We start from the raw sequence: 23,901 nt of genomic DNA on the forward strand, positions 1-23,901 counted from the left end.
GACTATCGCTGCAGTTATCACAGGTTGTCCGGGATGTCCGGAGGAATATCATTATCGCTTTGTGATTTTTTAGGTGAGAAGATAGTTTTGAGTGCAGCAAACGGTCCCTGGTCTGCCTCTTCCCCCCCGGCCTTTTTCTGTCCCCCGCAACCTTTCAGGAGAATCTCGGCTTCGATCAGCCCCTCTTCGACTTTTTTCTTTTCAGTCACATCCACGATATACCCGGCGATGGCTACGGTCTTTTTGTCTTTCACCACCGGGATCTCGTTGACTTCTACCCAGATCTTAGTGTTATTCTGGCCGTAAAACTCCAGCCTGTACGGCGGTTCACGCCTCCCTGAAGAGATTGCCTTGAGAGTCCGCTCCAGCCCTCTCGCATTGAGCGGTTCGTCGGTCAGGTAATCGGTCCACAGCCGTTTACCTGATCGGGAAGCGTCCCCGAGAAGGGCCCGGATCCGGGGGCTCACATAGCGCAGGGTATGATCGGGGCTGTGCGTAAAATACATCTGCGTGCCGCTCTCCAGAAGCAGCATCAGTTCCTCATCGCGTTTCCTGATGGACCGGTGCTCCCTCTGGAGCCGGGTGATATCCCGCCCGGTGGCCACAATTGCGGTCACGTTCCCGTTTCCGTCGGTAATCGAACGTGCCGACCAGCTGATGCACCGCGGTCCCTGCGGTGAAGAGATCCATTGTTCCACCTGGCATGCATAGGGTGGCCGGAAGAGCCGGGTCATCCGGGCAGCCATGACCTCTGAGTAACGCTGATCGGTTGCCGGCATAAAGACACTTCCGGCAAGTTCCTCCCTGGCCTTTCCCACCATATGGCAGTACGCCGTATTGACAAACAGGAGGTGCCCGTCAGGAGTGAACTTGACCAGCAGGTCCTGCTGGTGTTCCACCAGTTCCCTGTAGAGGCTGTCGTCGTCGTGTTCACTCATTGCCGGTCTCCTGCACTGACAGGGGACGGTACCCGACCAAAAACATCCCCTCTCTCACACGTACACGTTTCTTTTTGGGGCTATTAATGTTGCACACCGCGATCAGGTGAGCCGGTCCGGAAACCTGAGAAGGGCTGAAAAAAGGAGAGGGTACGAAAGAAGGAGCGTGCAGGGTCAGACAAGTGCGCTGATCTGCTGCTGGCCGGCAAGCCTGCGGTCTTTCCAGGCCGGGGATGCCGGCTGTTCGGGGATCCGTGCGATGGTGGCGAGGCGTTCCCGCCCGTAGATGACCGATCGGAGGGCAAGAAGCGAAACCGTGAAGTTCCCTGATTCGAAGAGTTCGATGTTGAGGGCTTTACCGGATGCCGACACCTGGGCGAGACCGCAGGTGGCGCCAAGATAGTAGTTCCACTCGCGGACGAGCGCTTCCACCTGAACGACCACCTGTCGCCCGGACATGCCTTTTGCCAGATCCGCCAGCCGGATTGCATACCGGGCACCCATGACATGCAGTTCTGCCACTTCATGGAGTCTGCCGTCACGGTCGATCGCCCTGCACCCGGTCCGCTGGATATAACCTGCCTTCTGCATCATACACGACCACCTTCTGTCGTAACAATGCATCTTTCCCGGGCAGTATATAACCCGGGGCCGTGCGGGGGGTGAAAGTGAAATGAGAAGGGGATATGGATTGTTTTCCGGGGTATGCTACCTGTGCCGGGTGAACAGCGCCCCTGCATTTACGTCTTCTTGTCCATGCAGGAATTCAGGACGTTCTCAACGAAATGAAGCGTGCCTCCGGTGCCTGCCAGCGGGGGCTCGGCAAGCCGGACCCGTCCGCGGAGCGGAGGTATGATCCCCACAAAAGCCCGGTCGCCGCCGAGCGATCGTTCGAATGACGATCCAATTATAAGATCGGGGGAACGTTCTGCGATCTTCCGGGCAACCTGTTCCAGCCCCGTCACTTTCTCTACCGTGTAGGGTGCGGCCGAAAGCGGGGGGTCGTTGCGTGTGCCGACCAGGAGGATCTCTGCGTCGAGATACCGTTTCAGGGTATCTGCGGCAAAGAGTGCATACGCAGTGCCGGCAAAGATCGCAGCTCCGGGGGGATCGTAGCGGCGGAGGAACTTGTCGCAGGCATGGATCACCCGCTCTTCCTGCAGGTCGAGTTCGGCAAGGACCGGGTCTGCATCCGCACCTTCACGCACCGTGGCAAGATTCTGAAACGTGGCACGGAGAGCGGGGATACCCAGTGTGCCGCCAAGGTACTTCCCCACACCGGATGCAAAATCGTCATTTGTTCCCATCGTCAGCGGCGCTGCATGCCCCGCCATTTCGGACCAGTCCCGGCAGAACACTGTTCCCACAGGGACACCGGCGCGGTGCAGCAGCCGGGAGACCTCCCGTACGTTTCCCTCGTAAAACGGATCTGACAGGGACACCCCGTCGATATTGACACCGGGTCGTTCCGGGTCCGTCTCCGGGGCAAGCACGGCAAGTGCCGCCCGGTACCCGGTTTCAAGTTCCCCGGAAAACCCGGGGCTATCGACGAGGATGACATTGGTTCCGTCAAGCATCGCTTTTATATCCTCACCAAGTACAGACGGGACACAGGTCGTGATGACGGCTATCCGGCCCCCCCTGCCGGAAAGGTCGCCGATTACTTCACGAAGCCGGTCCCCGGACCCGAAGATCGCCTCGTTTTCGAGAATAAAGGTCCCGTGCAGGGGAGCATGGAGCAGCGTTGCGGGATAATAATAGCACCCGCTCGAACCGTGGATGACAACCGAGATTCCCTCAAACCCGGCAAGGCAGGCCGCAGCCCCGGTCATGGCACAGGGCCAGAGCGGGGTCTCGCATTCAGGCATGAAGCGCCCTCCTCCACCGGTGCAGCAGCCGTCGTACTCCCGTGATACCGATCGGGGGCGTCACCGGTACCGGCACCGGGCAGCCGGAGGGGGTGATATCGAGCCGGAGCGCCTGTGCGATATCCTGCGCCGCCCGGGATCCTTCCGGGTCTGGCGGAAGGGGGGCAAATGAGATCCCGGCCCCTGCAAGATCTGCAAAATCGTCGAGCGTCTCCTGCCGGAGTGCATGCTCCTCATCCACCGCACGCCGGTAATCAATACCGCAGGCACCGGCCACGGATTCGAGGAACGCGACGGGACCGGTGATCCCGACCGGATAAGCGGGAATATACGGCGTCCCGAAGCGCTCTTTAAGATATTCGCCAACCGGGATGAGTGAGGGATCGCGGAGCACGTTGAGCCGGGCAGCACCGAGGGAGGCAATGTTGTCTGTTGCAAGGTCATGCACGAACCGGATGTTCACAAAAAGACCAAGCAGGGCGAGCAGCCGGGAGACCTCGGCGAAGTTCTCGTCGACCTCGTATTCGAGATTTTTCTCACCGATGATATTCACCCGGCCGTTTCCCTCTGCCGGTCGTGCCATACCGGCAAGGGCGATGAGCGCGTTATTGACCCCGGCCTGGAACGATCCCCCGAGGAAGCCTGCGGTCGGCACCATAACGACCGGCACCCCGGATCTGGATCCGCAGACCATCCCGACATCGTCGCCGATCGTTTCCACGATGCAGGTCGAGAGCACAAAAACAGCCCCGGGACTGCGTGCGATCACCAGATCAAGGGTCCGGTCGAGTGCCCCCTCACCGCCAAAGACCACATCGGTTTCCGAAAGCCCGGTCGAAACGAGCGGGGGGAGGGCGATACGGTCATTGTCGAGGCTTGTCGCATGTAAAAGGGAAAAATTGTGATGGGTGCATCCCTGCGGGCCGTGCACGACCGTTATCGCGTCGCGGACATGGGTAGTCACCGACAGTGCTCCCGTGAGGGTGCAGCCGGCAGACCTACATGAATTCGATGGCAAGGGCCTCAAGGTCATCGATCTCAAGCGGGGTGGGGATGGTAAACCGGGTATTCTCCATGACACGGACGGCAAGATCGCGGTATACCTGAGCCTGGGCCGAGGCCGGCTCGTATTCGATCACGGTCTTACGGTTCAGTTCCGCCAGCTGCACGACGCGATCACGGGGAATGAACTGGACGAGATGGCTGTTGACCCGGCGGGCAAATTCGGCCACCAGTTCCTCTTCTTTTGGCTGGTTCTTGGCATTGCAGATGACACCGGCAAGCCGGCACCTGCTTTTCGGGCGGGCACTCAGTCGCTCTATCGCCTTGCAGATGTTGTTTGCCGCGTACAGGGACATGAGCTCTCCCGAGGTCACGAGATACACTTCCTGCGCATACCCCTCCCGCATCGGCATGGCAAACCCCCCGCAGACCACATCGCCCAGTACATCGTACACGATCACGTCACCGGTGAGCGTCCCGAACTTCTCCAGCAGCTGGAACGTGGCAATGATCCCCCGGCCGGCACAGCCGACACCGGGCTCCGGCCCCCCGGCTTCCACGCACCGGACCCCGTTAAAGCCGGTATAGACCACATCGGCCGGGGTCACGCCCGGAGCGCCCCGCTCGCGTACCAGGTCCATCACGGTGGGAATCAGCTTGCCCTGCATCAGCATACGGGTGCTGTCCCGCTTGGGGTCGCACCCGATCTGGAGGATATTATGCCCTGCCTGTGAGAGAGCGGCAGAGAGGTTCGCTGATGTCGTGGACTTCCCGATACCGCCTTTTCCGTACAGGGCGATCTGTTTCATTACCGTACTATGAGATGGCAGTTTATATTAGGTCTTCTGAAGTTAACAAAAGTATATTTGTGTATACGGTCCCTTTTAGTCGGAGCCCCGGAACAGCGCCATGAACAACATGACGACCGGGATCACCTCAAGCCGGCCCAGCCACATCACGATAATAAAGACCCATTTCGAAACGACCGGCATATCGGCAGAAACATACCCCGTAGTGATCCCGCACGTGGAGAATGCGGACGTGATATCAAAGAGGATGCTGGTGATCGGGTACGTGGACTGGTCGAACTGCAGGATGACAATGGTCGCAACGAATATGACAACAACCGAGAGGATGATCACGAGCATCGTCTTTGCGGTCTCCAGTTCGGCAGTCGCACGCGGGATGATACGGCCTTCGCTCTTAAAGGGAATCAGCACCTTGCCGCTTACAAAGAGCCGGCGGAACCACCAGACGAGCGCACGGAGCCCCAGCACTACCCGGTTCAACTTGATGCCTCCCGATGAACTGCCGGCTGCCCCCCCGATAAACACGAGCATCATGAGAAACAGGAGCGTCACGCTCGCCCAGGTCTGGAGATCCGCAATCTGGAAGCCGGTCGTCGTCAGCGCAGATACCGTCATGAAAAGTCCTTGTTCAAGGGCCGTGACAACATCCGCATTGCCGAAGTAGATCAGATCATAGGTCAGGACGGCGGTCCCGATGGCCATGACAACAAAGAAAAGCTTGACCTGCTCGTCGCCAAACAGGCTCCAGCGCCGGTTCTCCGCAATCAGGTAGTACAGGCGGATCGGCAGTGCACCCGCGATCATGAGCGGGATAAGCAGCAGCTCGAGCATGATGTTGTGATAGGAGAGGATGCCACCGCTGTGGAGGGTAAAGCCTCCCGTGGAGATCGTGGTGAGTGCGAGATTGACAGAATCCCAGAGGGAAAGGCCGGTGAAGAGGATGAGCCCGATTGCAATAAACGTAAGAAAACCGTAGATTTTCCAGATTGCCCGTCCTGTCGAGATAATACTGGGCATGAGGGGCTCTTCCCGGCTTTCCGTCCGGTAACGTTTTCCCCGGAACAGCCCGGTGCTGCCGGCGAGAGCGATGACAAACGCGATGATCCCGATGCCCCCGATCCACTGCATGAAGGAGCGCCAGAAAAGAAGGGTGTGGGGAGCAGTGTCAAGGGACTGCATCATGGTAAACGCGGTTCCGGTCCACCCGGCCATTCCCTCAAAGAGAGAATCCGTAAAACTCATGTTGAGGCCGAGCATGAACGGGATGCCGCATACTATGGCGCAGGCAAACCAGAAGAGGGCAACCGAGCAGAGCGCCGTCGAAAGCCGGTTCTCGCGCTCGTTCCTGGGCAGACGTTTTAGAACCAGTCCCAGGAGAAAAAAGATGGCCGGAACGGCAGCCATGGGGAGGAACATATACCATTCCGAATAGAGTACCGTGACTACCAGCGGGAACGCAGTGATGGGGGCAATAAAGAAGAAGATATCCCCAAGATCGGCGGCAATCGTGGAGATGTAGGAGAGCCGGTGCATTACTAGGAAGTTGTCATTTGTGCTCTATGAGGATTTGCCTCTAAAAAGACCAGAAAATGTTAATGAGATACGCGGTTACGCTTTGTTGGTCCAGAGGCCGTGGACGTTGCAGAGCTCGCGTGCCTTCACACCGGTATCACTGATCGGGAACTCTGCTTCTGGTTTCTCACTGGGCGGGAGCCACTTGATAGAGATATTGTCAACGGAACGGAGCCGGCCCTGGCGTTGATCCCTTTGGCGGTCTTCCTGATTACCGGGCACGTGTTTCTCATGATCCTGATCGGCTGTTTTTTCCTGCGTGAGAACCATTGGCTGGCCGCAGCACACCGGAGTGCCACCGGATGCGCCGACAACCATAACGATGTTTCCACAGACATCGCACCGGCTAAATCCCGGAGGGTTTTGTCATATCCCCCCTCCTTTCCTTACACGATGCCGATCTCTTTATGCTTCCTTAAGATTTCGTCTGCCAGCCGGTCGAGAGCCTGGAGCGCCGCCTCATCGGGTTCCCCCTGAACCATGACCGGCGGGATCAGCTGGATGTTGACATGGTCGAGCATCTTCGTGATGGTCTCGACGCTTTTTCCCCCCCATCCATAAGAGCCTATCACGGATGCAAACCGGGTCTTGGGCCGGAGCACGTTCGCAAGATAGGTTGCGGAGACGACGGTCGGGTGCGGGCCGAAGAGGACGGTCGGGGTTGCGATCACGACCGTGGCCGCATCGACGAGAGCGAGAGCGAGTTCGCCGATATCGGTCCGGGTGAGATTGAAGGGTTTAACGACAATCCCCCGGGCAACGAGCGCCCCGGTGAGGTGCTCCACCATCTTTGCGGTGCTGCCGTGCATCGAGACGTACGGGAGGACAACCTCGTTTTTGACCGTGTCCGATACCCAGTCAGCGTACGCATCGAGAATAAACTGCGGGTTTTTGTTGACCGGGCCATGGCTTGGTGCGATCATCACCGGGGAGAGCCCCCGGACTTTCTCCACGTAACCCTTGATACTCCCTCTGAAAGGCATCATGATCTCAGCATAGTACCGTTTTGCCGAACGGTACGCGGCAGCCTCGTCAGTGATGAAGAGCTCGCTTGTGGCGGCATGGAACCCGAAGAGGTCGCAGGGGAAGAGAATCTTATCCTCGACAAGGAACGTGATCTGGGTTTCGGGCCAGTGAGTCCACGGCGTGATAAAGAACCGGAGCGTCCGGTTCCCGAGCGACAGGGTCTCCCCGTCGGTGATAATGAGAAACCGTTCCTGCGGGATGTGCAGGAGGGCTACGAGCAGATCGCGGCACTTTGCATTTGTGACCACCCGTGCGTCCGGGTAGAACTCCAGGATCATGGGGAGTGTGCCGGAGTGATCCTGCTCTGCATGGTTGATCACAATATAGTCGATGCGTTCGGTGCCCAGCTTGACCAGGTTTGAGAGGAGATCGTATTCCTTTGTCGGATCGACCGTGTCGATGAGCGCGGTTTTTGTGCTGCCCGTAACAAGATATGCATTGTAGCTCGTCCCATCCGGCAGCGGGATCAGCTCATCGAAGATCCGCCGGTCAAAATCGAACGCCCCCACCCAGTACACTCCGGAGACAAGTTCACGGGAAACCATAACGATCACCGGGAGTTACTCCTTTTTTTGACCTTGTCCATGGACGCAAAAACAGACCGGACAGGCCCGGTCTGCCGGCAGACTGGCATAATCGATACCGGGCCTGATGTCCTGCAGCGGTTCGCCTTTTTTCGGGATTATAACCATGCCCGCAGAGAGTGCATACGCATCGATCCATAACACCGCTCCTTTTTACTGGCTGGTAGAGTGTGGAGTATCGCAGGGAATAACCGTTTCGATAGTGCACGCGAAAGAGGGCGGGCGCTGCTGCACCTGGTGGATACCTCCCCGGACGGGAAAATCGGGTTCCACGAGGAAGATCTGCAGGTTGGCGTCGCAGCAGGCAATTACAGGAATGCCGCTTCCGAATCATGAGGAGCCTGTGTGCATACCGGTCTTTTACGGGGAAATTTTGTGAGCGGCCTGACACCGGATAAGGCAAAAGGAACGCATCTTAACTCTTGCCGGCCGGTAAAAAAATTATGAAGTGGCGTTGTTGATGGTAAATGACGAATTCAGCAATCCTGTCAAGCCATCAGAATTCATGACCTGAACATTGTACACTTCCGGGGTTGCAGAACTGGGGACCGCAAGAGTGCACGTGGCCGTTGTTGATCCAGAGGACACTCCTGAACACGGAACCTGCAGAGTCCCGTCAGCTGAAACCAGAATCACCGATGCGATATCGTTTAAGTTCTGGCCGTTGACGGTCAGGGTGAGCGACTCGCCAAGATAACTGCTCGTTGGGCTTATACCGGTGATCACAGGTGAAGCTGCTCCGATGGTGAACGCGTTCGAAAGGGAGGCTGACCGGCCGTCCGGATTTATTACCTGAACATTCGCCGTGCCTGCGTTCATACTGCCCAGATTGAAAGTGCCGGTAATCTGGGTGGAAGAGACCGAAACACCCGTTGCCGTTATGGGCAGGAGTCCCGGCTGTATCAACCGCACCGTTGCCCCGGTCTGGAAGTTGCTCCCGGTGATCGTGATGGTCGCACTCGTACCGGTAACCCCGCTCGTTGGGGATATCGAGGTCAGCAACGGTCCGCTTCCCGAGAGAGTGGTTACCACGGTCGTCGGGACCGTCGGGGTATTGATGGGGACCGATGACACGGAAACCTGGGTGAGCAGTACCGGGTACAGAGTTTCCATATCCTTACGGGGGAAATTATCCGTTGTGCCCGTTACCTGCCCCCAGGTGCCATCGGAATTTTTCACAACCAGCGCACGCGTGTACAGATCACTGGAAGTGTCATAGGATACGATCAGCCATATTGCCGATGACGCGTTATTCGTAACGATATCGCCTGCCGTGTATTTTGGCCCGGCCTGGGTGGTCGTGACCGGTGTGGTGGTCGTGGAAGTGTTCTGGCTTGAACAGCCGGCAAAAAACACGCAGAGGATAAGGATCAGGCCCAGCAGAAGTCCGTAACGGGATTTTCCAGTCATGACATAGCGTTCTGCGCCCAGACGGATAAAAATTTGGATTCGTAAAAAAAACGGCCCGGTATGGCAGAAAGTCCTGAACTTCTCATAAGGGAACGATCCGGGTTCTTCAACGCCCGGCGAGCGGCCAGTCCTCCCGGGTCGTCACTCCCGTGCCGACAGGTAATCGTGCCGGCAGAACCCGGTCATTTTCCCGGCAGCAACACCGTCGTATAATGCCGGGAAAAGTGCCAGTGGAGCCCCACCAGTGCGCCGGTGGTAAGAATCCCGCAGAGGGCAACCACCGGGCTGAACGGGACCAGATACGTGGGATCGATACGGGAGTTTTCCAGGACCACGAGACTGGTGGTGACGACAATGATCGTCGCATAGACGTCACGGACGGCAAAGAAAAAGAGAGCGGCTATGCACCCGGCAGCAAAAAACCCGGCAACCGACTCCTGTACATCAGCCCCTCCAAACAACACCGCCATGGAAAGGGCAAAGACGAGTGCCGTCAGGAGGACACCGGCAAAGACCGATATCATCGCCCCGTCGCTGCGGACATAGGCCTGGACATGGGTTCCCACCAGCACCCAGCAGATCATCACCGCCGCAATCGCTGCCGGGAGCAGGAGAATAAAGAGCGCTGCACCGGTTGAATGGTCAAAGCTCACCTGCCCTGAGAGGGCCAGAATCATACATCCTGCATATACCCCCAAGGCAGTCAGGCTGACGGCGGCAACCGTGCGGCGCGTTGACCGGAATCCGATCTGGAACATATTGACGGCGCCGGAAAGAAAAGCCGCCCGGATGCGCACGGCGGGAACAATAATACCTACGAGAATACCGGCAAGCACGGAATAGATCACAAGACCCGACAGACTGGCCTGAAGGAAGAGGCGGGTATTTCCTGCAAGCAGATAATTCTCCAGCAGCCAGATAAGTGCGATCACGAGGGGGATAAGTACCAGGGTCACGAGGGCGGAATGCCAAGCTGCCTGCCGGTGCCCCTCCCCACCTTTTACGTCCGTTATTTCCATATGCTGTTTCCCGTCGCCGCCCCGGTTACCTGACCTCATTTCACGGGTTGTTCGACCGGCACCGCGCCGGGATGACTATCACGCCGATGCCTCAAAAAGTTCACGGATCCGGCGCATGCGTTCCTCAGTGGATATGTCCCGGGCAGGGTACCGGTCATCGAAGGTGGGGAGGACCTGTTCGTAGAATATCCCCAGTGCGATGGGCGCGTCGCGGTTGTAGTCCCATTCCCGCGCTTTTATGCACGCCTTCTCAAAATCGGCAGTATCGTGACCGGTCAGGTCGTATACCCGTGACTGGTAATATTCGGTCATGTTAAAGAAACTCGCGCAGATCTGGAGGACATCGACGAAGGCAAAACCCTTGTGGGAGATGCCCTGCCGGATCAGCTGCGCAAGTTGCGGCATCTTTCTCGTGTAGCCCCGGGCGATGTACGTGGCACCGCTTGCAAGCATCAGTTCCAGGGGGTTGAACGGGTACTCGGTTGTTCCCGACGGCGTGGATTTTCCCTTGAATCCCAGCGGGGACGTGGGGGTGTACTGCCCCGTAGTGAGACCATAGACCCGGTTGTTGTGGACGATCATGGTGATATCGATATTTCTCTTGGCAGCAAAGATCAGGTGATCGAGCCCTTCCGCGTACGTGTCCCCGTCTCCCGCGCAGCAGATGACCGTAAGATTCGGGTTTGCGAGCTTGATCCCCGTTGCTACCGGGATCGTCCTGCCGTGGATCGCGTAGACGCTGTTGATGTTTAGGTAATCGGCGATCTTCGCATGGCACCCGATACCCGAGACCAGCACCACGTCGTCAAGGGACCAGCCTTCTTTTTCAAAGCCGGCAAGGATATCCTTGAGTGTGTGCTGGAGGGAAAAGTTTCCGCAGCCGGGACACCAGGTGTTCTGCGCAGGAGTGATCAGGTTCCGGGTCATGAAGGAAGCACCTCCTGCACCCGCAGGAGCAGTTCATCCGGGGTGAACGGGCGGCCGTCATACTTCAGGATCGTCGCATCTGCACTCACGCCGTGCTCCCGGGCGAGCGCCGCGAGCTGCCCGGTGGCATTTTCTTCGACCGCGATCAGGCGATCTACCCCCTGGCACGCAGCAGAAAACTGCTGGTCCGGAAAGGGAGAGAGCACCACAGGCTGGATGACCCGCAGCCCCAGCCGTGCGGCCACTTCGTCGCAGGCATTGCGAACAGACCCCCAGCAGAGGAGGGCGGTCGTGGCACCGGCCGTACCCCGGACACTGACGCAGGGGTACCGGCTCATCTCCTCTTTCAGTTTCGCCTCCTTTTTCCGGCGCTTTTCCGTCATCAGGGTAACCAGCCCCGCGTCCTCGGTTGTGATCCCGTCCTCATCGTGTGCATAACTGTTCACTTTCACGACGGCATCTTTCCTTCCCGGGAACGCGAGAGGGGAGATGCCGTCCGGGGTGACACGGTACCGCCGGTAGGGCTCCTGCCCGTCCCAGAGCACGGGATCAGGAGACGGCAGATCCATAAGCCGTTCATAATCGACACTGTAGGATCCTTCCGAGAGGGTCTTATCGGTCAGCACAAATGCCGGGATCTGGTACTTCCAGGAAAGGCGGATGGCTGCCGCAGACCAGCTATATGCCTCACCGGGATCGGCAGGCGCCACGATGAACCGGGGAAACTCACCCTGCCCGGCATACTGCACGAACCGGAGATCCGCCTGTCCGGTATATGTCGGGAGGCCGGTCGATGGGCCGGTTCTCTGGGAGACCACGATCACGATCGGGATCTCCGCCATAGCGGCGAACGAGAGCCCTTCGGTCATCAGGCAGAACCCGCCACCTGAAGTACCGACCGCGGTTTTTGCCCCGGCCACGGCACTGCCCAGGCCCATCAGGATAACCGCAATCTCGTTCTCCGGGTGGATGACTGTTATCCTGAACCGCTCTGCATTCCCGGCAAGGAAGTGGAGCAGGGTGGATGACGGCGTCATCGGGTAGGCAATGTAGGCAGAAAGGCCACCGGCAGCCAGGCCAAGCCCGATCGCTTCGTTCCCGGAGATTAGGGTATGCGGCCGACCGGCGATCGCCGGTATCGGCCGGCTCGTTTGTACCTGGTCGTATGCCCGCCGCGCAACACGGGTGTTCTCGTCTACTGCCTTTGGCATATGCCGGCGGAAAACTTCCCCGACGATCTCCCACGGAATGCCTGCCGCTTTTGCAAAGGCGCCAATCATAGCGGAGTTTCCGGTGATGGCAGGGGCGGATTCTGCCTTCAGGATGGAATTTATGGAAACCGCCTGGCCGCTTTGTAAGGATTTTACCAGATCCGCGTTTGCTACTATGGTACAGTCCGGGCAGTGCAGGAGGTGCAGGTCGACGGTCTCCTGGTTGAGTGCGACAAGATAATCGATCCGGTCGTTGTATGCACCGATGGGTTCATCAGCGGCACGCACCAGCGCAAAATTGTGTCCCCCGCGGATGAGGGAAGGGTAATCGGTATAGACATAGACAAAATAGCCAAGATGGTTGAGCAGCTGGGCGACTATCGCACCGGCGTTATTAATCCCATCCCCGGCTCTGCCCCCGACGAGCACGGATAGTTCTTTCATGAGCGTTCCTTCACATCTCTGATGTTTCCGGGAACGGTATATAGGTTGGGATGGGGATCGCCCCGCGCATGAAGCAGGCAAAAGAAAAAAAATCAGCTCTTCGGGATCATATTCTCAAGCATCGTTTTCATCTCGTTGATCCGGTAGGGTTTGGTAAGCCTGCCGGAAAAACCGTAACTGGAAAAGTCCTGCACAACCGGGTCGTTGGCATAACCGCTTGATACTATCGCTTTCACCTGCGGGTCGTAGCTGCGGAGTTTCTCTATTGTTTCCTGGCCGCCCATCCCCTCGGGTATGGAGAGATCGATAATGACCAGATCAAACGGCCGGCCCGCTTCCTTTTCCTGCGCATACAGCTCTATCGCTGACGCGCCCTCTTTTGCAAAAGCGGCATCGTACCCGAGAAACTGGAGCACCTCGCGGGAGACATCGAGAATAATATCCTCGTCATCCACCAGAAGCACTTTTCCTTTGCCTGCCATGCCCTCTCCTCGCCCGTGTTTCTATTTCGACCCGGCACACTATATATTTTCACCCACAGGCAGGTTTTCACGCTGTGGGAAACAGCAGGGAAAAACTGCCTGACCTGCAGGAAACGAGGGGGACCCGGTCATGCCCCTGCCTGCGAACAGGATTGATGTGGACCGGCCGACTGCCGATCAGGTTTCGGGAAATCACCCCCGGGCCGGGGTGTTTTTCCCATTACCGGCTTTTTTTCTGCGCCCGCAGACGTGCGGCTTCTTCGGCATCCTGTACCCGGAGGAGGTATGTCCCGTGGCAGGGCTTGGTGTACGGAAAAATAACAAAATCCCCGTCGAGGCCAACGGCAATCGGGGGGACGCCGATGACATGGACGTCAAAGATCTTGAACCCCGGTTCGACATCGATAGACTCGGAAAAATTGCTCCTGATATAATCCCGGCACTCCTTGAACGATGCATCACGGATCAGGATCTCGTAATTAAGCGCTTCTACGCAGCCCATGGAGCCACCTCGTCGATCGCCTTTTTCAGCGGCAGGGGGTTGTGCACTGCCTTTGCCGCGATCTTCGTGCAGGGAAAGGTGATCTGCTGCACGAGATCCTCCTGGTGCTCGCCATACACCAGGACATACAGTTTCGCTTTCGATATCGCACCCATCGTTGCCGCATAACTGATCCCGGCATCGTTGTGGATGAACACGAAACACCGGTCGAAGTCCCGCTTCTTTTCCGTGATCTGGGCAACGGCCCGGTCAAGGTCCATGACCTCCCCAATGTAGTGCCGGTCGGGATCGGCAACGACCATCAGGGTATTTGCCGCCTTGTTGCCGGCAATGACCGGGGTTATGCCGGCGGATTTGAGCCGGCTGACCAGGTACAGCGCGATGCTCGTCTGCACCGGCACCTGCGGGCACCCCAGCACGAGGAGCGCCGTCTTCGGGGATTGTGCGATGGTATCTGGTTCCATGACCTGCATCCGGTTTTTTTTAGTTCTCCTTTTTTGGAGCCCGAGGCAATAATCCTGCGTATCCTGCCCTGAAGCACCGTCTTTTATTGCAGGGGTCAGGAACCCCCGGCTTCATGGCGCACCCAGTCGAGATAAGGAGCGTGTCCCGATGTCACCGGCAGCACGATGATCTCCGGGACTTCGGCGCTGTGCATCGACCGGATGGCTGCCACCACCCGATCGGCTCCCTCTTTGGTGGTCTTTACGATCATCAGGTGTTCAGGATCGTTGCAGAGTCTGCCTTTCCACCGGTAGACCGACTGGACAGGAACGATATTGACGCATGCGGCGTGCTGCTGCCTGACCAGTGCCTGCGCCATCGATGCCGCTTCGGCCGGCGCCGCCGTGCAGAGGATCACCACGATATCCGTTGCCATTCCTGTCCGCTCCCACTTGGTAGGTACATATGTACCGTACGTCACTGGTTCGCACCCGTCCGATATTAAGCATACCCTCCCTGGCCGGGACCGGATGGTATCCCTGCCTGATCGTTAATTACTAGTGGCCGGGGCACGAACGGGTACTACCTATGTACTCAACACGCATGAGCAATCTCCCGCCGTATCTTTTTGCACGGATCGATGAGATGAAAGCAGAGCAGCAGAAAAAAGGTGTTGACATCATCGATCTGGGCGTGGGCGACCCGGATCTCCCCACCCCTCCGCACATTGTTGCCGCACTCTGCACGGCTGCGCGGGACCCGGCGAACCACCACTACCCTTCGTACGCGGGGATGCCTGCGTACCGGGAAGCTGTCGCCGGGTGGTACCACCGGCGGTTCGGGGTCGCACTCGATACGTCATCTGAGACCCTCGCCCTGATGGGGTCGAAAGACGGGATCACCCATATCGGGGAGGCGTTCGTGAACCCGGGGGACTACGTGCTTGCCCCGAGTCCCGGCTACCCCGGGTACTCGACCGGCACCCTGTTTGCCGAGGGTAAAGTCCACGAGATGCCCCTTTTACGGCAGAATAATTTCCTCCCTGTCCTTGATGACCTGCCCAAAAATGTCGTGCGCTCTGCCAGGCTCATGTTCATCAACTACCCCAATAATCCCACGGCTGCTGTGGCGCCGCTCTCGTTCTACCGCGAGGTGGTGGATTTTGCCGCCGACCACCATATCGTCGTGGTCTCGGACAACCCGTACTCCGAGGTCGCGTTTGACGGCTACCGTGCCCCGTCGTTTCTGGAGGCAAAAGGAGCGATGGAAGTCGGCGTCGAGATGCACTCGCTCTCCAAGACCTACAACATGACCGGCTGGCGGATTGGTATGGCGGTAGGGAATGCGGAGATCCTTGCGGGCCTTGGGCGGGTCAAGACCAACGTGGACTCTGGTGTCTTTAACGCCGTCCAGCATGCCGCTATTGCAGCACTCTCGGGCCCGCAGGACTGCGTGAAAGAAGCCTGCGCCATCTACCAGGAGCGCCGGGATGTGCTGGTTGCCGGGCTCCGGGAACTGGGCTTTGATGTGCCGGCCCCGAAGGCAACGTTCTATGTCTGGATGCCGGTCAAAGACTGCATGTCCTTTGCAGCAAAACTTCTCAACGAAGCAGGTATCGTGGTGACGCCGGGCATAGGCTTTGGCTCTGCGGGAGAAGGCTACGTGCGGTTTGCGATCACCCGGCCGGTGGAGCGGATACAGGAAGCCCTCGGACGCATGCGGAGGCTATCCTTGTGAAACTCCCGCCCCATCTCACGATAAAAAACGGGCATCTCTGCATCGGAGGCCACGACTGCGTCACCCTTGCAGAGCAGTACGGCACCCCGCTCTACGTGACCAGCGAGGACCGGATCTGCGAGAATTTCCGTGCGTACCAGTTCGCCCTCTCTGCCCGGTACGACAGGGTGCAGGTGCTCTTTGCGGCAAAGGCAAACGGCAACCTCGCGGTGATGCGGGCGCTTGCCCGGCTGGGTGCCGGGGCTGATGTATTCTCCGGCGGAGAACTTGCGCTCGCCCTCGAGGCCGGCATGCCGGCACAGAAACTGCTCTTTAACGGCAGCTCAAAGACACAAGCCGACCTCGCTCTCGCCGTCAAGCATGACGTGAAAGTCTCGGTCGATTCCCTTGATGAACTTCACCAGCTCAACGCAGTAGCAGGAAAAGCCGGCAAGATCGTGGAGATCTCGTTCCGGGTGAACCCGGCGCTCGAAGTCCCGACCCATCCCAAGATCGCCACCGGCCTTGCCACGAGCAAGTTCGGGATCCCTCACGGGCAGATCCCGTCCGCATACCGGGAGGCACTGGCCTGCAAAAATGTAAAACCGGTCGGGATCCACTGCCACATCGGGTCGCAGATCCTCGACGTGGTGCCGTTTGCAAAGGCAGCGGAGGTCATGGTGCGGATCGCAAAGGAACTCTCGGAGATTGGAGTGAAACTCGAGTTCCTCGACCTCGGCGGGGGCCTGGGCATTCCGTACCACCACGACACCGACCCGGCTCCCACACCGGAAGACTATGCACGGGCCGTCATGCCGGTCTTTTTGGCAGGGATTAAAACGGCAGGCATCACTCCCGAACTCTGGATCGAGCCGGGCCGCTTTTTAGTCGCCGATTCAACCGTGCTCCTCACCCGGGTCAATTCGACAAAATCGGCACACAAGCGGTTTGCCAACGTGGACGCCGGTTTCAACCTGCTCATCCGGCCCGCGATGTACGATGCCTACCACGAGGTGATCGTGGCAAACCGTGCGGATGCATCCCTGACCACCGAATATACCGTCACCGGCCCCATCTGCGAGACCGGCGATATCCTTGCCGCCGACCGGAAACTGCCGGAGCTCGCCGCCGGGGACCTCGTCGCAGTGCTGGACGCCGGGGCCTACGGGTATGCCATGTCCTCGCAGTATAACGGCCGGCCCCGCTGCCCCGAAGTGCTGATCCACGGAAAAGATGCCGCGCTTATGCGGCGCGGTGAGACCCTCGCTGACCTGACCGGCACCATGGTGCGGCCGCCCTGGCAGCAGTGAGCACAGGAGCCTTCCCGTGGTACTTTTCCACTACGCGCTCGTCGACGACCTCATCACGCAGGAAGAGTTCGAACGGCGCGTTGAGGATAAGATCGGGGAGTGCGGCGACCTCCTCGATGAGCCGACCGCGGCGATGCTCGTGGTCGGGGCACTGGGGAGGCAGCATGTCAAGGTCAGGGAACTCTCCGGAAAATCCAGCCTTTTTTGTTTTTTTGCCAAGGTGATCGATAAAACCGAGCCAAAGGAATTTACCCGGAACGACGGCGAGAAGGGCTGGGTTGCCACTCTTCTCGTGGGCGACGAGACCGGGACCACCCGGGTTGTACTCTGGGACGAGAAGGCGGGTGCGGCCCTGGAGCTCACGCCGGGCGAGGTACTGGAGATTATCGGGAGGCACCCGGGAAAAAATACCCGGGAGATCTACGCGCTTGCCTTACGAAAGGCCACCAGCGAGATTACCTGCAATGTGACCGCCGGTGGGAACGGGTCGGGACTGTCCACAGAGCCGGTCGATCTCGATGCGCTCCTGATCGGGGCAGATACGCCCCGGGCATTTACGCGCCGGGACGGGACGACCGGGGAGATGATGGAGTGCGTGATCGGTGACGCAGACGGCACTGCCCGCCTTGTTGCATGGGCACCGGACCTGCTCCGGGATATCCCGGCCGGAAGTACTATCCATATTGCGGGGGCGAAACCCGACCGCCGTTCCGAGGGGCGGGCCTACAGCATCGATGAGATGGCCACCGTGGGTTTTTCCGATGCCGTCGTCACCGTCCCCTTTGCGCCGCTCGCTTCGGTCGGCGATACCGGGTACTATGCAGTGACGGGCGAGGTAAAGACCGTGCAGGAGCCCCGGTCGTTTACCTCCCGGGACGGGACGGCCTCGTGGGTGCGCAATATCCGCATCGGTGACGGGGATGAAGTACTCAATGTCGTGCTCTGGGGGGAGAAGGCGCTGGCGCCGGTGCATCCCGGCGATCGTGTCGAGATCTACCATGCGGCGGCAAAGCCCGGCAGGTTCGGGAGCATCGAGCTCGGTGTGGGGCGGGGCAGCGTGTTCCGGGTCCCGCACGAAGAAACCCGGGCAATCACCTTTACCGGGGCGATCATTCGCGGCAACGGGTGCACGTTCATCGACGATGGTACAGAACGGTACCTTATCGGGGGAGAGTTCCCGGCCGGGAGCGAGATGAAGATAACAGGAGTGCTTTCGGGAAGCCGTATCATCCCCGATACGGCAGAACCGGCAGAGTGGTGCCCGGAAAAGGTGGCAGAGCGCCTTGCCGCCCTTGTCGCCCGGCTGGACGCCCTTGCACCGCCATAATATCACTTTCACCCCCCGCATGGCCCCGGGTTATATGGGTGGGGTTAAAATGTTGTTGTGCCATAGGAGATGTACTGGAAATGGCTGAAAAACCTTTGGATATTGAAGATTTACCCGGTGTCGGACCAAGCACCGCCGACAAGCTTCGTGAAGCAGGCTACCTTTCCGTTGAGAGCATCGCAACTGCCTCACCGGCCGAACTCTCCGAGATCACGGAGATCTCGGAGTCCACGGCAAAAAAGATCATCAAGGCGGCACGTGAGACCGCAGATATCGGCGGTTTCAGGACCGGGAAAGATATCTTTGAGCAGAGAAAGGACATCAGGAAACTGTCCTTCCGTGTCCCGGAACTCGACGCACTCTTAGGCGGCGGTATGGAAACGCAGGCGATTACCGAGATGTATGGTGAATTCGGGTCCGGTAAAAGCCAGATCGTCCACCAGATGGCAGTCAATGTCCAGCTGCCCGAAGAGCAGGGCGGCCTTAACGGCAGCGTGATCTATATCGATACCGAGAACACGTTCCGTCCCGAGCGTATCGAGCAGATGGTCAAGGGCCTTGGCATCGATGACGTCCCGGACACCCAGGAGTTCCTGAACAATATCCATATCGCCCGGGCGCACACGTCGGACCACCAGATGCTTCTCGTGGAGAACTCCCGGGACCTTGCAAACGAGCTCAAGACCAGCGACAAGCCGGTGAAGCTCTTCATCATCGATTCGCTCACTGCCCACTTCCGGTCCGAGTACGCGGGCCGGGGCACGCTTGCCGCACGGCAGCAGAAACTCAACCGGCACATGCACGAGCTCTTCAAGCTCATCGATGAGCATAATGCGGTCGGTCTCGTAACAAATCAGGTTATGTCCAACCCTGCTGTGTTCTTCGGGGATCCGACAAAACCCATAGGGGGAAACATTGTTGGCCACACGGCAACCTTCCGGATCTACCTCAGGAAGAGCAAGGCCGGCAAGCGTATCGCCCGTCTCGTGGACAGCCCCAACCTTCCCGAGGGCGAAGCACCATTCATGGTTGAAGAGGCAGGACTCAAGCCGTGTTAAAAACGCTGTTGACCGATGTCGACGGGACAATAACGGACTCCACCCGGAGGATCGATACCGGTGCGGTAGAGTGTATCCGGTCGCTCGTCGACGACGGGATAGAGGTCGTCCTTGCGAGCGGGAATACTGCCTGCTTCATGGATGCCCTCTGCAAAATGGTGGGTACAAAGGGGACGTTCATCGCAGAAAACGGCGGGGTGTACCGGATCGGCTACACCGGTACCCTCCACATCACCGGGGATCAGGGTGTCTGCCGGGCCGCACTTGAAATCGTGCAGGCCCATTACCGGAAGAAAGGGATCGAGCTGGATCTCTACAACCCCACGTATCGGTATGCGGACCTTGCATTTGCCCGGACGGTACCGGTTGAAGAGGTCAGGCAGCTGCTTGCCGGCCAGCCGGTGCAGGTGATCGACACCGGGTTTGCCATCCACCTCCAGTCCGAAGGCGTGAGCAAGGGAACCGCCCTTGTCGCCCTTGCACGTGACATGGGCCTTTCCCCAAAAGACTTTTTTGCCATCGGCGATGGGATCAACGACGCACAGATGCTCGAACGGGCCGGCCGGGGCGTGACCATCGCAAATGCCCACCCGGAAACAAAAGCAGCGGCATCCGATGTGATGGAAGATGGATACGGTAAGGGATTTGTACAAGCCGTAAAAAAGTATTCGCCTTATCTTCGGGCAAGGTAACGGTCAACGACGATATAGTCCTTGATGTCTTTTACCGACTCAAAGGGGACGACCAGCAGGTTGCCGTCTTCCAATGTGTAACCGTCGGTGACAAAGGACTGGTCCGGGTGGATGATCAGGTCGAGAACCTGCCCTGAATCGAAATCGACCCGGATGTTCTTGAGCACCCCGACAAGCTTACCGTCATTGCTCATAATTTTTTTTCGTGAGAGGCTGCGGGCGAATGTACGAGTCATAAAAAAAATGACGATGTATTAATATTTAAAGTGTTCTGAAATGGCGGGGCATTGAAGGTTATTTTGAAAAATTGATACGGCATTTTCGTTCTTTTCCTGCGCGGCCCGCGTGAATACACCATGGCGCCCCGGCGCAACCAGAATTCTGGCTGATAGCCGGAACATCAGAGCGAGGGAAAGACCCGGATGATATCCGACTGGGTGAGGATGCCCACCGGTTTCCCGTTCTCGGTCACGATGAGCCGGCCGATCTCGCGTTCCTTGAACCGCCGGATCACTTCGAAGAGCTGGATGTCGGACGGCGCCTCAACGACGTCGTGGGTCATCACTTCGGCGGTTTTTGTCTCCAGGGACAGGCCGCGTTCAATGGCCTTTGCGAGATCGCTCATGGTGATGATGCCGGAGAGATGCCCGCCGTCAATGACCGGCGCGCCATGGATATGATGACGGTTGAAGAGGGCGATCGCGTCCCTCAGCGTCCGGGTACTCTCCAGGGACTTGAGCGGCGAACTCATGTAGGCCTTTATCGGCTGCTTGGGAAGCGAGATCATCTCGGACGTGGCGATCAACAGCGACTGCTTCGATTCATCTTTCCCGAACACCTCCCCCCGGATCAGGAGCTTGTTCACCGGTGTCGGGCCAATCGTGATTTTATCGCCGATCTCGAAGATCTTTGCACTGCCGACGAGCTTGATGACCGCGTGGCAGATGTCAGGATGGCAGAGCGTGGTAAAATCGATCTCCTGCACATGTGCCCCCTTCACCACCTCGCCATCACGGCTGATCGGCACATCGTAGTCCCCCCCGGACACGCTCAGGTTGAGTTCCTTGTACGCCAGTTCGGTGGGGATGTACCCCCCCTTCGGCCCGGGAACGCCGTCCACAAGGCCGACCGCCTTTAAGGACTGCATCTGGTTGCGCACCGTACCGGGATTCCGGAGGATCATGTCCGCAATCTCCTCGCCTTTAATGGAATGGGACTGCTGGTGGTAAAGGGTGATGAGCGTGATCAGGATATCCTTCTGGATCAGGGACAGCTCCATAACGATAAGACGTATCACAGTCTATGGATATATAGGTTGGAGTTTTGTGGAATTCGAACGGATGCCGACAGTGCCCACTGCAGATGAGATCCTCGACCGGAGTTTCCGCCGTGCAGCAAAGAAGCGTAAAGAGAAGATAAACAAGGACCGGGCAAACGAGGAGTTTGTGCGGGCTGTCGGCGCGGCGATCCACGACCGGCTGGTCTATATCATCCGGGGGTTCCCGGAGTTCGAAGAGATCCCTCCTTTTTACCGGGAGATGGCGGAGATCCTCTACGGGATCGACAGGATCAAGCAGTCCCTCGGGGCGGTGGGCTGGGCGGCCAAGCATACCAAGATGGTGGGCCACGAGATTGCCGTGCAGACCCGGCGCTCCACCGAGACGCTCGTGCTCCGGAAACGGGCAGTCGCCCGGCTTGCCTCGATGGTCCACCAGATTGACAAGGACCTGCGGTTCCTCAACGAGGTGAGGAACACCCTGCGGAAGCTGCCCCATATCGAGGACGCTTTTACGGTCGTGATCGCGGGGTACCCCAACGTGGGCAAGTCCTCGTTTATCCGGCTCGTATCCTCTGCGACCCCTGAGATCGCCTCCTACCCGTTCACGACAAAAGGCGTGATTGTCGGGCTCCGGGAGCAGGGACGGGACCGGATCCAGTTCGTGGACACCCCGGGCATCCTCGACCGGCCTGCAGAGGAGAGAAACCCGATCGAGCGGCAGGCACTCTCGGCGATGATGAACGTGGCTAGCGTGATCCTCTTTATCCTCGACCCGTCCGAGCACTGCGGGTATCCCATGGAGATGCAGCTGCGGCTTCTCGATGAGGTAAAAGGGATGGTGAACGTGCCGCTCGTGGTCGTGGCAAGCAAGTCCGATATCAGGGTGCAGGAAGGCTACCGCTCCATGTCCACCGAAACAAAAGAGGGCGTGGACGGGGTGCTCGAAGAGCTCCTCAGCTATCGCCCGGCATGGCTGGCCTCACGCAAAGCCGATGAGGGCCCAGCCGATCAAAAACCCGATAATAGTCCCGCCGTTTAAGGGAGGAAGGCCGGCCTGCGGGCGTCCCGACATGACGAAGTGGAGCAGGACGGCAAAGCCGGCAACGGAGCCAATCATGGCCCCGAGGGCCGGTAGGTTAAAGAACCCGAAATATTTTACCCCTCCGGTAAAGACATTGGCGGAGACGACGAGCACCGAGGGCATGATCAGGTCGCCCATCCCGATGATGAACGCGGAGCGCTCCCCGCCATCTCCCAGTTTCCCGATCCCCTCCCTGATAAACGAATAATCGCGTTTTTTCGGAATGACAAAGAGGATCGGCGTTTTTAAATCGATGACTCCCTCGGCAAGTGTGATCATGTGCTTGGTCTTGTACACGGAGATCGCATCATAGACCGCGAGGATCACGAGAAGCAGGATGACCGGGACCGTGCCCAGCGAAACGCCGAAGATCGAGGCCACGCCGGCCGCGAGGAGGAGCCCGAGGGCGTCGATGACGTACCACTCCGGGTATCTGTACAAAAGGACGGTTGCAGCCACGGCAAGGGCTGCCATGACTGCGATCTCCGCATATCCGGCCCCCATCACCATCGGTACCATCGCGGCAAAAATGTAGCCAAAGGTCAGGAAGATGGAGATGCCGATCACCCACGCGATCAGGTTCTTCCGGCCGTATTTGATCAGCACCAGAAGAAATGCGGTAAAGCCCAGAAGGATCGCAAGAAAGATGAACGGGTTTGCCACGGACTCGGGGTCCTGGAATGCAGAAAGGCCGGCAGCCTGGACCGGGAGCGAGAGGGCGAGGGCTCCCAGCTCCACGATGACGAGAAATGCGGGCATCACGATAAACGGGATGTACTTTTTTACGGTGCTGGTATCCATGAAACACGGTCTCCGGAGGGATAGTTAGCTTAATCAGTATGCTCTCATCATCTAAAAGCATGGACATTCCCGATTATCTCCCTGACATCCTGCTCACGGCAGTCATGGTCATCTCCACCCTTGTTCTCATCCTGCGGTTCTGGCAGGATCTTATCATCGCGGTTGCTGCCGCCCTCATGATGCTCTCGCTTGGCGGGCTGTTTTTGTCCCTCCAGATCAAGGTGCGGAACCTTGAAAAGAACGTGATCACCCGGGAACGGATGCTGCGCACAAACCTTGAGGAGATCTCCAGTCGCATGAACGAGAAGTACGACCAGACGACCTCGCACCTTGAAGACCTGATTGGCGAGTTCTCGAAACGGGTGTACAAATAAGAGCACGGGCGACCAAACGATACGA

The 23,901-nt window shown here is 58.4% G+C and carries 27 protein-coding genes and 1 pseudogene; 8 read left to right on the plus strand and 20 right to left on the minus strand.

Translation table 11 applies throughout. From position 1 onward, the window contains the following. Positions 1–17 precede the first annotated feature (17 nt). The 9 genes and pseudogenes from ACLQMU_RS07680 to ACLQMU_RS07720 form a co-directional block, all read right to left on the minus strand. On the minus strand, positions 18–938 hold the full coding sequence (locus ACLQMU_RS07680) for a PAS domain-containing protein (RefSeq protein WP_422149616.1): 921 nt from the start codon (positions 936–938) through the stop codon (positions 18–20). 174 nt (positions 939–1,112) lie between these two features. Continuing rightward, positions 1,113–1,532: a hypothetical protein gene (locus ACLQMU_RS07685; protein ID WP_422149617.1), complete on the minus strand. Its 420-nt coding sequence runs from the start codon at positions 1,530–1,532 to the stop codon at positions 1,113–1,115. Positions 1,533–1,678: 146 nt separating this feature from the next. Then, positions 1,679–2,806, minus strand: a complete 1,128-nt coding sequence (locus tag ACLQMU_RS07690) for a nitrogenase component 1 (RefSeq protein WP_422149618.1) — start codon at positions 2,804–2,806, stop codon at positions 1,679–1,681. Next, positions 2,799–3,839, minus strand: a complete 1,041-nt coding sequence (locus ACLQMU_RS07695; protein ID WP_422149619.1) for a nitrogenase component 1 — start codon at positions 3,837–3,839, stop codon at positions 2,799–2,801. The genes ACLQMU_RS07690 and ACLQMU_RS07695 overlap by 8 nt, the downstream gene beginning before the upstream one ends. Continuing rightward, on the minus strand, positions 3,805–4,617 hold the full coding sequence (cfbC, locus tag ACLQMU_RS07700; RefSeq protein ID WP_422149620.1) for a Ni-sirohydrochlorin a,c-diamide reductive cyclase ATP-dependent reductase subunit: 813 nt from the start codon (positions 4,615–4,617) through the stop codon (positions 3,805–3,807). The genes ACLQMU_RS07695 and cfbC overlap by 35 nt, the downstream gene beginning before the upstream one ends. A gap of 75 nt (positions 4,618–4,692) precedes the next feature. Beyond that, on the minus strand, positions 4,693–6,150 hold the full coding sequence (locus ACLQMU_RS07705) for a TrkH family potassium uptake protein (RefSeq protein WP_422149621.1): 1,458 nt from the start codon (positions 6,148–6,150) through the stop codon (positions 4,693–4,695). 75 nt (positions 6,151–6,225) lie between these two features. After that, a pseudogene (locus tag ACLQMU_RS07710) lies at positions 6,226–6,522 on the minus strand (desulfoferrodoxin); the annotation flags it as partial. Between the two features lie 53 nt (positions 6,523–6,575). Next, the gene (locus tag ACLQMU_RS07715) at positions 6,576–7,760 is read right to left on the minus strand and encodes an FprA family A-type flavoprotein (RefSeq protein ID WP_422149622.1); all 1,185 of its coding nucleotides are present in this window, start codon (positions 7,758–7,760) and stop codon (positions 6,576–6,578) included. A 15-nt stretch (positions 7,761–7,775) separates the two neighbouring features. Then, positions 7,776–7,907, minus strand: a complete 132-nt coding sequence (locus ACLQMU_RS07720; RefSeq protein ID WP_422149663.1) for a rubredoxin — start codon at positions 7,905–7,907, stop codon at positions 7,776–7,778. Between the two features lie 60 nt (positions 7,908–7,967). Between ACLQMU_RS07720 and ACLQMU_RS07725 the strand changes: the two genes are divergently transcribed. After that, positions 7,968–8,135 (plus strand): hypothetical protein, encoded by a 168-nt coding sequence (locus ACLQMU_RS07725; protein WP_422149623.1) that lies wholly within the window; start codon positions 7,968–7,970, stop codon positions 8,133–8,135. A 105-nt stretch (positions 8,136–8,240) separates the two neighbouring features. On the opposite strand, the gene ACLQMU_RS07730 is transcribed toward ACLQMU_RS07725, so the two are convergent. From ACLQMU_RS07730 to cutA, 8 genes are all read right to left on the minus strand, one after another. Beyond that, positions 8,241–9,209: an IPT/TIG domain-containing protein gene (locus ACLQMU_RS07730; protein ID WP_422149624.1), complete on the minus strand. Its 969-nt coding sequence runs from the start codon at positions 9,207–9,209 to the stop codon at positions 8,241–8,243. 182 nt (positions 9,210–9,391) lie between these two features. Continuing rightward, positions 9,392–10,228: a hypothetical protein gene (locus ACLQMU_RS07735; protein WP_422149625.1), complete on the minus strand. Its 837-nt coding sequence runs from the start codon at positions 10,226–10,228 to the stop codon at positions 9,392–9,394. Positions 10,229–10,306: 78 nt separating this feature from the next. Beyond that, positions 10,307–11,155, minus strand: coding sequence for a thiamine pyrophosphate-dependent enzyme (locus ACLQMU_RS07740; protein ID WP_422149626.1), 849 nt, complete (start codon positions 11,153–11,155; stop codon positions 10,307–10,309). Further along, positions 11,152–12,810 (minus strand): 2-oxoacid:acceptor oxidoreductase subunit alpha, encoded by a 1,659-nt coding sequence (locus tag ACLQMU_RS07745; RefSeq protein WP_422149627.1) that lies wholly within the window; start codon positions 12,808–12,810, stop codon positions 11,152–11,154. Before ACLQMU_RS07745 ends, ACLQMU_RS07740 begins: the two co-directional genes overlap by 4 nt. A gap of 92 nt (positions 12,811–12,902) precedes the next feature. Continuing rightward, positions 12,903–13,292, minus strand: a complete 390-nt coding sequence (locus ACLQMU_RS07750) for a response regulator (RefSeq protein WP_422149628.1) — start codon at positions 13,290–13,292, stop codon at positions 12,903–12,905. Between the two features lie 220 nt (positions 13,293–13,512). Next, positions 13,513–13,794 carry a DUF1894 domain-containing protein gene (locus ACLQMU_RS07755; RefSeq protein ID WP_422149629.1) on the minus strand — a complete coding sequence of 94 codons (282 nt, stop codon included), beginning with the start codon at positions 13,792–13,794 and terminating at the stop codon, positions 13,513–13,515. Then, positions 13,782–14,258: a DUF1890 domain-containing protein gene (locus tag ACLQMU_RS07760; RefSeq protein ID WP_422149630.1), complete on the minus strand. Its 477-nt coding sequence runs from the start codon at positions 14,256–14,258 to the stop codon at positions 13,782–13,784. The genes ACLQMU_RS07755 and ACLQMU_RS07760 overlap by 13 nt, the downstream gene beginning before the upstream one ends. Before the next feature lie 95 nt (positions 14,259–14,353). Then, the gene (cutA, locus tag ACLQMU_RS07765) at positions 14,354–14,719 is read right to left on the minus strand and encodes a divalent-cation tolerance protein CutA (protein WP_422149631.1); all 366 of its coding nucleotides are present in this window, start codon (positions 14,717–14,719) and stop codon (positions 14,354–14,356) included. Positions 14,720–14,826: 107 nt separating this feature from the next. Here cutA and ACLQMU_RS07770 point away from each other — a divergent pair, with 107 nt between their 5' ends. The 5 genes from ACLQMU_RS07770 to ACLQMU_RS07790 all read left to right on the plus strand — a co-directional run bounded on the left by ACLQMU_RS07770 (position 14,827) and on the right by ACLQMU_RS07790 (position 20,341). Then, positions 14,827–15,975: an LL-diaminopimelate aminotransferase gene (locus tag ACLQMU_RS07770; RefSeq protein WP_422149632.1), complete on the plus strand. Its 1,149-nt coding sequence runs from the start codon at positions 14,827–14,829 to the stop codon at positions 15,973–15,975. Then, positions 15,972–17,264, plus strand: coding sequence for a diaminopimelate decarboxylase (gene lysA / locus ACLQMU_RS07775; RefSeq protein ID WP_422149633.1), 1,293 nt, complete (start codon positions 15,972–15,974; stop codon positions 17,262–17,264). Before ACLQMU_RS07770 ends, lysA begins: the two co-directional genes overlap by 4 nt. A gap of 16 nt (positions 17,265–17,280) precedes the next feature. Then, positions 17,281–18,591, plus strand: coding sequence for a nucleic acid-binding protein (locus ACLQMU_RS07780; protein WP_424039521.1), 1,311 nt, complete (start codon positions 17,281–17,283; stop codon positions 18,589–18,591). An 80-nt stretch (positions 18,592–18,671) separates the two neighbouring features. After that, positions 18,672–19,649 carry a DNA repair and recombination protein RadA gene (radA, locus tag ACLQMU_RS07785; RefSeq protein ID WP_422149635.1) on the plus strand — a complete coding sequence of 326 codons (978 nt, stop codon included), beginning with the start codon at positions 18,672–18,674 and terminating at the stop codon, positions 19,647–19,649. Further along, positions 19,643–20,341, plus strand: coding sequence for a phosphoglycolate phosphatase (locus ACLQMU_RS07790; RefSeq protein ID WP_422149636.1), 699 nt, complete (start codon positions 19,643–19,645; stop codon positions 20,339–20,341). The genes radA and ACLQMU_RS07790 overlap by 7 nt, the downstream gene beginning before the upstream one ends. On the opposite strand, the gene ACLQMU_RS07795 is transcribed toward ACLQMU_RS07790, so the two are convergent. Further along, positions 20,323–20,577, minus strand: coding sequence for a PRC-barrel domain-containing protein (locus tag ACLQMU_RS07795; RefSeq protein WP_422149637.1), 255 nt, complete (start codon positions 20,575–20,577; stop codon positions 20,323–20,325). The genes ACLQMU_RS07790 and ACLQMU_RS07795 overlap by 19 nt on opposite strands. 164 nt (positions 20,578–20,741) lie before the next feature. Further along, positions 20,742–21,620 (minus strand): CBS domain-containing protein, encoded by an 879-nt coding sequence (locus ACLQMU_RS07800; RefSeq protein ID WP_422149664.1) that lies wholly within the window; start codon positions 21,618–21,620, stop codon positions 20,742–20,744. A gap of 61 nt (positions 21,621–21,681) precedes the next feature. On the opposite strand from ACLQMU_RS07800, the gene ACLQMU_RS07805 reads away from it, so the two are divergent. Continuing rightward, positions 21,682–22,659 (plus strand): NOG1 family protein, encoded by a 978-nt coding sequence (locus tag ACLQMU_RS07805; RefSeq protein ID WP_422149638.1) that lies wholly within the window; start codon positions 21,682–21,684, stop codon positions 22,657–22,659. Here ACLQMU_RS07805 and ACLQMU_RS07810 read toward each other — a convergent pair. Beyond that, on the minus strand, positions 22,600–23,502 hold the full coding sequence (locus ACLQMU_RS07810) for a presenilin family intramembrane aspartyl protease PSH (RefSeq protein WP_424039515.1): 903 nt from the start codon (positions 23,500–23,502) through the stop codon (positions 22,600–22,602). The genes ACLQMU_RS07805 and ACLQMU_RS07810 overlap by 60 nt on opposite strands. 59 nt (positions 23,503–23,561) lie before the next feature. Between ACLQMU_RS07810 and ACLQMU_RS07815 the strand changes: the two genes are divergently transcribed. Continuing rightward, positions 23,562–23,876: a hypothetical protein gene (locus ACLQMU_RS07815; protein WP_422149640.1), complete on the plus strand. Its 315-nt coding sequence runs from the start codon at positions 23,562–23,564 to the stop codon at positions 23,874–23,876. Positions 23,877–23,901 lie beyond the last annotated feature (25 nt).

Origin of the sequence: Methanoregula sp., assembly GCF_052325125.1 — an archaeon.
Classification (GTDB): Archaea; Halobacteriota; Methanomicrobia; order Methanomicrobiales; family Methanospirillaceae; genus Methanoregula.